General features: G+C 46.8%; 14 protein-coding genes. 2 read left to right on the plus strand and 12 right to left on the minus strand.

All coding sequences use genetic code 11. From position 1 onward, the window contains the following. Nucleotides 1–118: 118 nt before the first annotated feature. From KP803_RS08660 to flgB, 12 genes are all read right to left on the minus strand, one after another. Nucleotides 119–1,180, minus strand: coding sequence for a hypothetical protein (locus tag KP803_RS08660; RefSeq protein ID WP_248008426.1), 1,062 nt, complete (start codon nt 1,178–1,180; stop codon nt 119–121). A 70-nt stretch (nt 1,181–1,250) separates the two neighbouring features. Beyond that, on the minus strand, nt 1,251–2,156 hold the full coding sequence (flgL, locus tag KP803_RS08665; protein ID WP_248008427.1) for a flagellar hook-associated protein FlgL: 906 nt from the start codon (nt 2,154–2,156) through the stop codon (nt 1,251–1,253). A gap of 13 nt (nt 2,157–2,169) precedes the next feature. Further along, on the minus strand, nt 2,170–3,540 hold the full coding sequence (gene flgK / locus KP803_RS08670; RefSeq protein WP_248008428.1) for a flagellar hook-associated protein FlgK: 1,371 nt from the start codon (nt 3,538–3,540) through the stop codon (nt 2,170–2,172). Then, entirely contained in the window at nt 3,537–4,166 is a 630-nt protein-coding gene (locus KP803_RS08675) for a rod-binding protein (RefSeq protein WP_248008429.1), read from the minus strand. The genes flgK and KP803_RS08675 overlap by 4 nt, the downstream gene beginning before the upstream one ends. Before the next feature lie 10 nt (nt 4,167–4,176). Further along, nucleotides 4,177–5,349 carry a flagellar basal body P-ring protein FlgI gene (locus tag KP803_RS08680; protein ID WP_248008430.1) on the minus strand — a complete coding sequence of 391 codons (1,173 nt, stop codon included), beginning with the start codon at nt 5,347–5,349 and terminating at the stop codon, nt 4,177–4,179. Nucleotides 5,350–5,358: 9 nt separating this feature from the next. Continuing rightward, entirely contained in the window at nt 5,359–6,039 is a 681-nt protein-coding gene (gene flgH, locus KP803_RS08685; protein ID WP_248008431.1) for a flagellar basal body L-ring protein FlgH, read from the minus strand. Nucleotides 6,040–6,267: 228 nt separating this feature from the next. After that, the gene (flgG, locus tag KP803_RS08690; RefSeq protein ID WP_248008432.1) at nt 6,268–7,053 is read right to left on the minus strand and encodes a flagellar basal-body rod protein FlgG; all 786 of its coding nucleotides are present in this window, start codon (nt 7,051–7,053) and stop codon (nt 6,268–6,270) included. 10 nt (nt 7,054–7,063) lie between these two features. Continuing rightward, complete coding sequence (locus KP803_RS08695) at nt 7,064–7,795, minus strand: flagellar basal body rod protein FlgF (protein ID WP_248008433.1); 732 nt, start codon at nt 7,793–7,795, stop codon at nt 7,064–7,066. 11 nt (nt 7,796–7,806) lie between these two features. Next, nucleotides 7,807–8,997, minus strand: a complete 1,191-nt coding sequence (flgE, locus tag KP803_RS08700; protein ID WP_248008434.1) for a flagellar hook protein FlgE — start codon at nt 8,995–8,997, stop codon at nt 7,807–7,809. Nucleotides 8,998–9,050: 53 nt separating this feature from the next. After that, nucleotides 9,051–9,767, minus strand: a complete 717-nt coding sequence (locus KP803_RS08705; RefSeq protein WP_248008435.1) for a flagellar hook capping FlgD N-terminal domain-containing protein — start codon at nt 9,765–9,767, stop codon at nt 9,051–9,053. Between the two features lie 9 nt (nt 9,768–9,776). Next, nucleotides 9,777–10,211, minus strand: a complete 435-nt coding sequence (flgC, locus tag KP803_RS08710) for a flagellar basal body rod protein FlgC (protein ID WP_248008436.1) — start codon at nt 10,209–10,211, stop codon at nt 9,777–9,779. 5 nt (nt 10,212–10,216) lie between these two features. Continuing rightward, nucleotides 10,217–10,591, minus strand: a complete 375-nt coding sequence (gene flgB, locus KP803_RS08715) for a flagellar basal body rod protein FlgB (RefSeq protein WP_248008437.1) — start codon at nt 10,589–10,591, stop codon at nt 10,217–10,219. Between the two features lie 180 nt (nt 10,592–10,771). On the opposite strand from flgB, the gene flgA reads away from it, so the two are divergent. Together flgA and flgM are read left to right on the plus strand one after the other, a co-directional pair. Then, a complete protein-coding gene (flgA, locus tag KP803_RS08720) occupies nt 10,772–11,506 on the plus strand; it encodes a flagellar basal body P-ring formation chaperone FlgA (protein WP_248008438.1) in 735 nt (244 codons plus the stop codon). A gap of 125 nt (nt 11,507–11,631) precedes the next feature. Beyond that, on the plus strand, nt 11,632–11,946 hold the full coding sequence (gene flgM, locus KP803_RS08725; RefSeq protein WP_248008439.1) for a flagellar biosynthesis anti-sigma factor FlgM: 315 nt from the start codon (nt 11,632–11,634) through the stop codon (nt 11,944–11,946). Nucleotides 11,947–11,954: the final 8 nt, after the last annotated feature.

Here is an 11,954-nt window from a genome sequence, read left to right on the forward strand (position 1 = left end):
AGTGGCCTCAAAAGTGAGGAAGCAACAATGAAGTTCAGGTTAAATAGGTATAAAAAAAGCCAGTCAGGCACTGGCTCGTTTTCATTAATAATCAATTAAAGTTAGTATATTAGCGTTATCAAGACCTCGTAAGCAGTGCGACCACAGTATGACGGTGCACGTTCGCTTGGGTTTGGATGTTCTGATACACCTGAGTAAAACTCGCTTCTTTAGGCAATACTCGCTCTAAATCTTTCTCTACCGTTGCTAAGCTTATTTCTGACACATCGCTATTGCGCTCATTGATCGCCGTAATTTTTTCATTCACTAAGCGTCGATGTGCACGAAGTTCGTGAATACTGACTTTAACCTGCTGCATCAGCTGCTTGGTTTCAGCTTGAGACTCACGCAAATGCTGATTGTCTGACTTAAGCTTTAGCGGTTCGAATCTCGGTTCTGTCGTCTCCACTCTAGCTCGGTTCGCTTTGCCCGCCGGAAAACGTTCACCTTGGCCTGTGACTTTCAAGTGCGTTGAGACACGTTGCCAATCTTGCTCACTAGTGCTAAACACCAGTTGACGCTGTTTATCAAGACCAACACCAATACCATGTTCGTTAAAGGCTTGGCGAAATTGCATCGCCTGTTTCTCTGGTGTCGCTTGGCTATCTAGTTTAACAGGAACGGCATTTGCGCCCCCCTTACCTAGGTTGAACACCAACGTCTCATCTCGCCCCACAGAGCGAGCAGTATCAAGCCCTTTGATGCGAAAAGTGGTTCGATCATCACCATGATAAATAGGTTTTAACTGACGGCTCACAACAGGCTGCTGCTGAAATTCCGCGCTCTGGATTGTACGTTCCATACTGCCGTTGATTTTCTCAATTTCAGCACTGATTTTCGCAGACGCTCCACCGGATTTAAGCGCAAAGCTCAAACGTTTGTTGAGCTCACCAAGCCCATTGCCAATTTCCATTAAGCTGCGCTCAGCAACCTGTGCTGAAGCCAGTTGTTGCTGAGCTCGCTGAAGTAGGCTTTGGCGGCGAGTATGTTCTGGCGTCAGTGTTTGCGACAGGCGGATGGGGTCGCGCTGCTTACTCTCTGCCACTTTTGTGCTATTTGTGACCAGAGAACCTTCCGCACGCTTAGCTATCACAGAAGAGTGGCGATTTGCCCCTGACGTTGCTGCTCTTAAATCACTCACTTGAGAAACCATACTCGAATTCAATTCCTACTTTAAACTTATGTTATTTGTTGATTGCCTATCAATTCACTTACATCATTGTAAATAAAGACATATTGGATGTCTTGATGTACGTCGCCTGAGTAGCCTGAAGCGCCAATAAGTAGTTATTAAACTCAATCATTGCTTCACCATAATCCAAATCTTCCAATTGACCAATCAGCTGATTATTGAATAACTCAACCTCAGCATGCCCACTGTTTAAGGTCGTAAGCGAGTTCTGCCTCGTGCCCATGTCGGTCACGGCTCCTGCCAGCGAATTTAAGGTAGAATCGAGCGTATTGAGACTCCGCTCAAGCACATCATTAGTAGCTGGGTTAAAATCGGGATCGCGAAGCTCCGCTACCAACTCGTCAAGCTGATTAAATAAGTCAGCGCCACCGGAGAAGAAGATATCACCTGCATTCACATTAATCTTCATGGTCACGCCATCACCGACTACCACCTCACGAACGCCACTGTCACCATTATATACCCAGTTTCCATCAGCATCTTTATCCAGTGGTTTGGTATTGACTTCGTTACCAGAGAAGATGTATTTACCATTCTCATCTTTGGCGTTCACCAGCGACACCAGTGTCTCTTGCAATTGTTCAATCTCTGACGCTATCGCCTCTCGCTCCGCAGGACCGTTAGTATCATTACCAGCCCAAAGTATGCGATCGCGCATCTGATGAATCACATCCACACTGCTAGAGAGGTAAGTCTCTTGATTTTTAAGCAGAATATCTGCCTGCTCAATATTGGTTTGATACTGACTCAGTGAGGCTTGCTGACGTTGCAGACTCATTGCTCTGGTTGAGGCCATTGGGTCATCAGAAGGAAGCAAAATTCGCTTTCCGGTTGCCATCTGCTGCATCAATTTGTTCAAACCAAGCGAGTTATTGTTCAAGCTCGATGACATCATTTGGCTGTATTGGTTAGTACTTACTCTCATGTAAAATCCTTAACTAAAACAATTGCATAACAGCAGCAAAAGTCTGATTAGCGGTGTTAATGACTTGAAGATTGGCTTGATACGCCTGCTGATACTTCATTAAGCTCACCGCTTCTTCATCTATGTTCACACCACTAGTACCTGATTTCTCCACTGTCGCTTGTACATAAATGTTACCTGCGGCTTGGTAGTCTGACTGAGCTTGACGGCTTTTTACTGCGATATCACCCAGCATTGAGTTATACGCCCCACCTAGGGTTTGAGAACCTAGGTGAACAATGTCAAACTCCTGATCTTTAATCTCAATAAGCTTCAACAGGTTTCCGTTATCACCAGGAGTACCATCACTTGAAAGTGCTAAATCTTCAGGTTTAAAATCAGGGTCTATCGATAACGTTGAGGCTGGATTATCAGGGTCGAAAACAAACAGAGGTTTACCCGGCTGACCGTTGAGATCAAACCCTTGTGCAAGCTGGTCATTAAACGCGGTCGCAAATTCTAAGGCGATATCGTTAATGATCTCTTGAGACGGGATCAACACGTCTTTCTCATAAGCATCAAGTGCGCCCAGCTTGCCACCAATATCACTACCTATTGGAAAGTCTTGCCCATTGAAACTCAATGACAACACTTGGCTTTGCGGATTATTCGGGTCAGTCGCTAGCGAAAACTGCGCCGTTTGATTACCGCTGATCAGAGGTTGGCCATTTGGCAGAGAAAGCTCAAGAGTGCCATCTCCTGGATCGGTCACACGAACATCAACTATCTCTGACAGTTCATTGATCATCACATCACGCTCATCACGAAGTGCGGAAGTATTAGCGCCACTGACTTCACCTTTACGGATCTCTTCATTCAGCTGACTGATATTGCTCAATAAGCTGTTCGCTTGCGCGACGGCTGATGTACGTTGCTGATTAAGATCAGAAAATTGTCCATCAACCGAACTACTTAATTGATTAAAGCGATTGGTCAATGCTTCTGCTTCACTGACTATTTGTTGGCGATTGGCCGAACTATAAGGCGTTGGGCTGCTGCCGTTAAGTGCAGAGAAAAAACTGTTAAAACCCTGATCAAGGTTCATTGAATCCGCTGCAAGCATGGTTTCTAAACGTTGTAGCTGCTGAGCCGAAGTCGAAGCCGCCCCCAGCATAGAGCTGGCACGGAACATCTGATTCGTTTGATATTGATCTGTTACTCGACGAATACTAGTCACACTGACGCCGTTGCCCGCATCATTCATTCCGTGAGAGCCAACAGAACCAAAAACAGCTTGCTGACGGCTATAGCCTGGTGTGTTGATATTCGCAACGTTCTGCGAGGTTACGTTCATCCCTATTTGGCTCGCTTGGACACCCGAAAGGCCGATGTTCATCATACTCATACTGAAGATTCCTTAAGATTGATGTGCAGCAGTGGTTGAACAAAGGCACGGTTTGATTGCGTCGTGCTCAAATCTTGCGGTGTTGAAATTTGCTGCTCTTGTGTAGGTAAAGCGACCGCTGGGATCTCGTTCTTAAATTCGCTATCAACAATTGTGTTTACTGGTGTAGAAAGAGCCGAAGAAGGAAAAACCGCCACTGAAGCCGCTTCGATTGCCGCGTCTTGCATCTCTTTTCCTGTCGCTTGCTCTCGACCAAGTTGAGCAACTATCGACTCAGCTAAGCCCATACGTCCTTTCGACATTTCAATTGAGATCTGGCCATCAAAAAACTCTTGATAGGTCTTATGTTCACGGCTGCTAAACAGTGGGTTATCGTCATCACTTTGCAGTGCTTCACTGGCTTGACGCATCTGCTTAAGCACCATTTGTAAGAACAGTGATTCGAACTGTTCCGCCACCCCTTGCAGAGCCTGTTCTTGATCGCCAGAAACTTTAAGGTCATTCAAGTTTCGGCTATCAAAGCTGGTGACAACCCCCACGTTCGAAGGTTGATGGTTTGAGCGCATGATGCTTGACGGCATATGCTGCAAAGCAAAGGGGTTAACGGGAAGTGTGGTGACAGTCATAGCAATCCCCTTAAATCACAACAAGTTCAGCATTTAGCGCACCAGAAGTATGCAATGCTTGCAGAATCGCCATCAGATCATCCGGTGAGGCACCTAAGCTATTCACAGCATTGACAATGGTTTCCAGCTCAACCCCTTCTGGCCAGATGAACATCGGGTTGCGCTCTTGGTTAATATCGATGTCAGATTCAGGGACCGCAACAGTTTGACCGCCACCAAAAGCATTAGGCTGACTCACATTAAACGATTCGCCAATCGTCACCGTAAGATTGCCATGACTCACCGCGGCACGACTGATTTGCACCCCTTGGCCAACCACCACAGTTCCGGTTCGAGTATTGAAAACCACCCGCGCACGCTGGCGACCAATGTCCACTTTCATCTCTTCCAGAATCGACATGAATACCACTCGTTGCTCAAAGTCTTCTGGCGCTTGAAGCTCTATTCTCGCGTAACTCACAGCCGTTGCTGTATCTGGGCCGAAGGTTTCATCGATAGTACGAGAGATGTTTCTCGCCGTCGTAAAATTGGGCTGTAATAGGTTTAGGGTTACGATAGGTCGAGAACTAAAATCGGAAGGAATTTCACTTTCAATAATCCCGCCATTCGGGATACGCCCACTGGTTGGGACATTAATCGTAATGCTTGAACCAGTGCGGCCTTCAGCCTTTATGCCACCTACCACTAAGTTACCTTGAGCCACGGCATAAACCTGACCGTCAATGGCTCGAAGTGGTGTCATGAGTAGCGAACCGCCACGCAGACTTTTCGCATCACCAATCGAAGAGACCGTAATATCGATGGTTTGTCCTTTCCCTGATAAGGGCGGGATTGAGGCATGCACACTCACCGCGGCAACGTTACGCAATTTCGGGTCAATATTATCGTCAAGCTGCAGACCAAACTGACGAAGCATGTTAGTCACAGACTGACTGGTAAATTTCACTTGGTTGCGGTCACCGGTACCATCAAGGCCAACCACTAAACCATAACCAATCAGTTGGTTTTCACGCAGACCTTGGATGTCGACGAGATCGATTAGGTGCCTTTCGCTCGCTGAGGCGTGTGCAGGGGTCGCCGCAATGACCGGAATAGCCGCGATGCAGCTAAGAAACAGAGCATTAACTGCCAATGTATAAAGAAACGCGCGAACGTTAGATTTCGTTCTCATTATAGATTTCATGATCACCTCTTAAAATGGGAACAGTGGGTTAACAAACAGTTTGGTTAACCAACCTGCTTCATTGGCATCCGCCAACACGCCACTTTGTGAATAGGTGATCCGGGCATCGGCAACACGCTGAGATGAGATTTGGTTGCCGTTATTGATGTCATCAACACGCACTAAACCATTAAGGCGAATAAACTCGTCACCTTGATTAAGGCGAATCCATTTTTCACCTTTGATGCGCACAACACCATTAGGCATGACTTCGTGCACCATGACGGTGATAGAGCCACTTAATGAGTTACGTTGAGAACTGGCTGAGTTACCACGAAAATCTCGATCACCCGATAGGTTTCCGCTTATTCCACCCGCGCTACTTCCAGTATCATAGTCACCAGAAAGGCCCCCAGAAGAGCTTTTACCAAAGTTAGTATTTGCTTGCTTACTTGAACGCGTATCTTCATCCAGTGACACCGTTAAGATATCGCCAACACGATAGGCGCGACGGTCTTGAAACAGCGTCCAGATATAGCCATCACGATACACAGAACCCGACCCTGCATCAGGTAATGAGTAGTCCAGAGCAGGAGGTGCATAGACATCATCATCAGGCGATGGACGATCATCAATCAATGAAGATGACTCGAACGACGAACACCCAACAAGCAGCAGTGCACTGGAGAACAGTGCGAATAATCTCAACATTGGTTTACCTTTATAGGTTTAGGCGGTGCACTTAGTTTTCGGTGCAATAGATAGTGATGAAGACCTAAACACATCAATCCATTAATATATCGTTGCGTTGATGACCAATAAGGTGTGGAGCCAAACCCTCAAAAGAGGCCCTTATCAGTCATAACGCACTGACCGTTCAAGCTTTACTAGGCCTTAATGAACAAGCCGTTACAGAACAAGCCGTTACAGAACAATCGGTTACAGAACCTGGTTTACGTACTGAAGCATTTCATCTGATGACGAGAGGGCTTTCGCATTCATTTCATAACCACGTTGAGTCGTGATCATATCCACCATCTCTTCAACGACCTGTACGTTTGACCCTTCAAGAACACCTTGCTTTAACTGACCAAATGCCCCTTCGCCTGCAATCCCATCAATCGCGTCACCACTTGATGCCGTTTGACGGTACATGTTGCCCCCGAGCGCTTCTAGACCCGCTGGATTGATAAAGTTGGCTAATGTAATTTGGCCAATCTCTTGTGGGAAATCACTGTTTGCGACTTTGGCAGAAACCGTACCGTCGTTACCAATGGTGATGGTTTCAGCATCTTCAGGTACCTGAATCGCTTGTGCCAATGGTAAACCTTGGGCCGTCACCATCATGCCTTCTGAGTTAAGGTGAAATTGACCATTTCGCGTATACGCGGCTTCACCGTCAGCGGTTTCTAATTCAAAGAAACCTTGGCCATCAATCGCCACATCAAGGCTTTGATTAGTGGTTTGGTACATACCTTCGGTGAAAACTTTCTGTGTACCTACCACGCGTACACCCGAACCAAGCTGAATACCACTTGGCAGTTCATTCACTTCATCAACCATCGCCCCTGGCTGACGCTGAATTTGGTAAAAAAGGTCTTCAAATGCTACGCGGTCGCGCTTGTACCCGACGGTATTGACGTTGGCAAGGTTATTCGAGATGGTCGCCATTTTCGCATCTTGTGCGGCCAGGCCTGTTTTACTTATCCATAATGCTGCGTTCATTGTTGTTTCCTTAACCTCTTACTAAGCGGTTGCCCGCTTCAGCTGCTTTTTCTGCGGTTTGCATCATTTTCAGTTGCATCTCGAAGTTACGGCTAAGGTTCATTGAACTCACCATCTCTTCAACTGCAACTACATTGCTTTGCTCTAGAAAACCAGAGACCATCGCCACTTCCCCTTCAAGGGCTGGAGCAAAGGGGTCTTCACCACGAAACAGGCCATTATCAAGCTTGCGCAGCTCAGCCGTTTCAGGGTTAACCAGTTTTACTTGGCCGATCTCAATCGCCAATATCTCCCCTTCAGGAACAATATTGATGCTACCGTTATCACCAAACTCGATGCTGCTATAAAGTGGCACGTTGATCTGCTGACCGTCATTGCCGATTAATGGCAGGTCATTGATCGTGAGATCCCCCTCCTGACTGCGCTCAACGTTACCTGCACGGGTATACGCTTCTTGTCCATCTGGCATTTCGACGGCGAAGAAACCTTCAGTGCGCAGCGCTAAATCCAGTGGCCTGTCGGTTTGTTGTAGTGCGGCGATATCAAAACGAGTCCCACTGGTTTCTGCTTGAACCAGGGCGCGCGTATCGTAGGCGGCTCCTTGTACGGCATAGGCTTGTGCGCGCTCCATATCTGCTCGAAAGCCATGAGTGTTAATATTCGCTAGGTTGTTTGCAGCAACTTGCTGAGCGGTAAATATGCGACCCGCGCCGCTCGCTGCGGTATAAATCAATCGATCCATCAGGGTTTGCCTTACATGTTAAATAGGACTTGAGTCAGTTGCTGCTGAGTCGATAAAGATTGTGCATTCGCTTGGTAGTTACGTTGAGCGGTCATCAGGCCAACAAGCTCACCCGTTAGATCAACGTTTGACTCTTCAAGGTATCCAGCGCTGAGTGAGCCAAGCGTTCCAGTACCCGGTGCACCTGTCAGAGGCTGTCCAGATGCTTGTGTGGCAGCCCAGCCCGTGTTGCCCACCTGAACTAAACCACCGTTATTTGGGAAGTCAGCTAGGATCACTTGACCTTGAATCATCTGCTCACCATTGCTGTAGTTGGCAAATAGGTAGCCATCTTCATCGATGGTAATTCCCGTCAGCTCACCAGCCGTATGGCCATCAGATCGGTTAGTAGATACCGCAAAGTCGCTACCGTATTGAGTCGTGCCCGTCATTGAGATATCAAACGCCATTGGAGAAGCGCCATTTTGAGGATCATAAGCGATTGCAACCGGCGCAGTTGGTGCGGTTAGATTACCTTCTGTATCAAACATCACCGTTTCAGACTGACCAAGGTCATCACCGTTCATGGTGTAGTGAACTTCCCACTCGTTCTCACCCGTTTTAACAAAGTACTGAGTCATAGTGTGCTCATTACCGAGAGAGTCGTACACCGTTGTCGTGTATGAAGAGTTAAAGCTGTCGCTGTCATCGGGATCAAACGGATTATCCGCTGTATCGATCACTGAAGCACCGGCATCAAAGTTCGCAGCAAAATCGACACTGTCCGTCGCTTTTGCAGGTACCGAGCCTGTTTGCACTTGCAGGTCCGTGACAGAGCCCGTTTGAACGTTGCCTGCGGAGTCCACACTGTAGCCTTGTAGACGATGACCTGAATTATTGACGATGTAGTTATCTTTATCTTGGTGAAACATACCCGCGCGCGAGTACGTGGTTGAGCCATCAGGCCCTTCTAGTACGAAGAAGCCACTGCCACCAATCGCTAGATCTGTTGGACGCCCCGTCATCACCATGTTTGAGCCATTGAAGCTTTGAGAAACCGTCGACATCTCAACACCTCCACCCATGCCGCCATTCATCACCGCCGCAAACTCGGCACGTGACGATTTATAGCCAACCGTCGAAACGTTAGCGATGTTGTTACTGATGGTATTTAGCTCTTGTGTCGTGGAGTTCAATCCACTCATTGCAATGTTAAAACTCATTTTTTACTCGTCCTAAATATTAAATGTGGTATCTAAAATCACAGGTAGAATGACTATCCACGTGCTAGTAAATTAAACGGTGATGGGGTTGGAGAGCTGCCCTCTCCGTCAGAACCTTTTTCACCGTATTGGGTAACTTGGAAGAACGGCACATAGCCCACACCAGCAATAAGAAACTCTGGTGAACCACCACCCGGTGGTATGCGCATTTTTTCGATGGTGCCCGCGATCATGAGTTCTGGGGTGTAGTCGTTATCGTCGGTCACCACATTAAGATCGTATTGACCATCTTTTAGGCCTAGTGCTTTAGGGTCGATAACAAACTCCACTTCCCCTTCACTGTTAGCGCCAAGCTTAATGGTTTCAACCACCTTGCCAGCTTCATCCTTAATCTCAATATTGAGCTCTTGTACTGAGCTGTTTAACTCAATCACCCCTTCATGCTTTGTTCCGTCAATTTCAATGGTGTCCGTAGACACTCGAACATCTTGACCCACCATTCCTGCGGTCGTCAGCACCTGAATGTTGTCGAGCAGAACCATTTGATGAGTGATGGTGCTGTTCATTCCCTGCATGGTTTCCACTTGGGTCATCTGCGCTAGTTGCGTCATGAACTGAGTGGTATCGAGTGGATCGAGTGGCGTTTGATTTTGAATTTGAGCGATCATTAAGGTAAGAAACACATCCTCTTGACCACCATTGGAGGTCACTTGTCCATTGCTGGTTTGGGAGGGGCTTGACTCGTTTGACATAACTCCAGGTAAACTCATATCCGCTCCTTACTGGCCAAGTTTTAGCAGGCCTTGCTGCATGCTTCGGGTTCGAGTCAGTACATCAACGCTGGTTTCAAAGCTGCGTGATGCTGACATCATGTCGGCCATTTCATGGACCACATCAACATTTGGGTAGTAAACGTACCCTTCGTCATCAGAGATTGGATTGCCAGGTTCATAACGGCGATCAAGTTCACCCTCGGTATTCACTACATCAAGCACCTGGACTCGAGCACCCGCTGTCGCCATATTGTCACTAAACAGTTGCTGCTGGTTTTGCTGGTAGACAGTGGCGAAGACCGGCTTACGAGCGCGATAGGTTTCCGCTTCTGTCGTCGCGCCCGAATTGGCGTTGGCGAGGTTACTCGCGATTGTGTTTAAACGTGTGGTTTGCGCGGTCATTGAAGAACCCGCTATTTGATAGATATCACCAAATGACATAACGATTACTGCCCCATAATGGCTGTCGATAGCCCTTTAAATTTCATATTGAGAAACGTTAAACTCGTTTCAAAATCCATCGCATTTTGTGCAAACTGCGCTTGCTCAACCCCAAGTTCAACCGTATTTCCATCGATTGAGTTGTTGTATGGATTGCGGTACATAAGCTCCTGTGGATGAACCACTGAAGACGATGTTTTTTGCCCTTGTTGCAACCGATGTTCGACTTGCGAAACCGCTGCTTGAAAGTCAAAATCTCGTGCTTTAAATCCAGGGGTATCGACATTTGCCAAGTTTCCTGCGATAACTTTTGAGCGCTCGGCACGAAGTTCGAGAGTGTGCGTATGAACGCCTAATGCGTTGTCAAAACTGATTCCCATTTGATTTTCCTTACAAGCAAAACGGTGTTTAGGAACGGTATCTATCAAGATGCATGCCAGAAAATAAACCATTGTTTTTATTAGGTTAAAAAGAAAATCAACGTAGAATGGGAACGTTGATTTCCGCTAATGGGAAGTAGAGAATAATAAAGAGGAAGTGCCTTATGAAAAGTGACAACAATGAGAAATAACATTCAATGGCGCTGGGTTCTTATCGCGCTGCTAGGTCCGTTTTCTCTGCAAGCAGAAGATGGGATTTCCACCCGAGATAACCCAGCAATTGAACGAGCACTGACTCAACACATTAAAGGGCTAGTGGCTCAATCCATTCAACAAAATCAATGGCGAGCAAGCGGTCAAAAAATTGCAATCACTCTACCCCAGGGGAGCCACCGCTTAGCCTCTTGCAAAAAACCGTTAGCGATCACCCGTCGTGATAATCGCCTCTATCCCGCGGGCCGACTGCGCTTTAATGTTCAATGCAGCGATAACACACCTTGGTCTGTAAATGCACAAGCCAATGTCGATTTGGTGGTGCCCATGGTGTATGTCACTCGTACTATCGCTAAAGATTCACTGCTCACCGCTGAAGATGTGACAACCAAACCAACCAGTCTTGCGAGCATCAATCGCGATTTTATTTCACAGCCCAATTCCATTATTGGTCAACGAGCCCTTAGGCAGGTTCGTAATGGTCAATTATTATCGCCAGAAAGAGTCAGTCACCCTTTTGTTATAAATAAAGGTGATAGCGTAATAATCGAGGCTGTTGGCGACAGTTTCTCTGCATCTATGTTAGGGCTCGCGCTCGACAACGGGTATTTAGACCAGCAAATTCGGGTCAAAAACAACAGCTCAGGGAAGACGATTCGAGCAGTTGTGCTAGAGAGCGGCAAAGTACACACACTGTTTTAATTCGCCGTCGATTTCTCTTTAATAAATCGACTCGATTATTTTCATCAATACACGAGTTTTTTTTAAGCAGGCTAAAGGCGCGGTCGTTTAAAAAAGATAACAGAATCAGACTCAAGGAATGCCCGATGATTAATATTGGCAATAACGGTAACCACACCGTTTTCAACCAGACAGTAAAGCCTTCTACTCAAGCAGAAAGCAGTGCCAAAAAAAGCAATGTGGGTGAAACAGAAGTGTCAGTAAAAGAAACGTTAACGCTTGAGCAGAAAGTGAGCCAAGAAGCTCGCACTCTTGAATCTCTTCAAAAAGAGCTAAAACAACTTCCTGAAGTCGACTTAGCGCGTGTCAATGAGATCAGAGCTCAATTACTACAGGGTGATTATAATATCAACCTTGATGAGTTAGCTGGTGCAATCAAGTCGACACATCAACGCGACTAAGAAGAGCG

The sequence above is a fragment of the Vibrio amylolyticus genome, from assembly GCF_023145695.1.
In the GTDB taxonomy this organism is placed as follows: domain Bacteria; phylum Pseudomonadota; class Gammaproteobacteria; order Enterobacterales; family Vibrionaceae; genus Vibrio; species Vibrio amylolyticus.

Bases quoted from the DNA above. Each gene is read 5' to 3' on its own strand.
- flgL (WP_248008427.1), bottom strand. From the start codon at position 2,156: ATGAGAGTAAGTACTAACCAATACAGCCAAATGATGTCATCGAGCTTG.
- flgK (WP_248008428.1), bottom strand. From the start codon at position 3,540: ATGAGTATGATGAACATCGGCCTTTCGGGTGTCCAAGCGAGCCAAATA.
- KP803_RS08675 (WP_248008429.1), bottom strand. From the start codon at position 4,166: ATGACTGTCACCACACTTCCCGTTAACCCCTTTGCTTTGCAGCATATG.
- KP803_RS08680 (WP_248008430.1), bottom strand. From the start codon at position 5,349: ATGAAATCTATAATGAGAACGAAATCTAACGTTCGCGCGTTTCTTTAT.
- flgH (WP_248008431.1), bottom strand. From the start codon at position 6,039: ATGTTGAGATTATTCGCACTGTTCTCCAGTGCACTGCTGCTTGTTGGG.
- flgG (WP_248008432.1), bottom strand. From the start codon at position 7,053: ATGAACGCAGCATTATGGATAAGTAAAACAGGCCTGGCCGCACAAGAT.
- KP803_RS08695 (WP_248008433.1), bottom strand. From the start codon at position 7,795: ATGGATCGATTGATTTATACCGCAGCGAGCGGCGCGGGTCGCATATTT.
- flgE (WP_248008434.1), bottom strand. From the start codon at position 8,997: ATGAGTTTTAACATTGCAATGAGTGGATTGAACTCCACGACACAAGAG.
- KP803_RS08705 (WP_248008435.1), bottom strand. From the start codon at position 9,767: ATGAGTTTACCTGGAGTTATGTCAAACGAGTCAAGCCCCTCCCAAACC.
- flgC (WP_248008436.1), bottom strand. From the start codon at position 10,211: ATGTCATTTGGTGATATCTATCAAATAGCGGGTTCTTCAATGACCGCG.
- flgB (WP_248008437.1), bottom strand. From the start codon at position 10,591: ATGGGAATCAGTTTTGACAACGCATTAGGCGTTCATACGCACACTCTC.
- flgA (WP_248008438.1), top strand. From the start codon at position 10,772: ATGAGAAATAACATTCAATGGCGCTGGGTTCTTATCGCGCTGCTAGGT.
- flgM (WP_248008439.1), top strand. From the start codon at position 11,632: ATGATTAATATTGGCAATAACGGTAACCACACCGTTTTCAACCAGACA.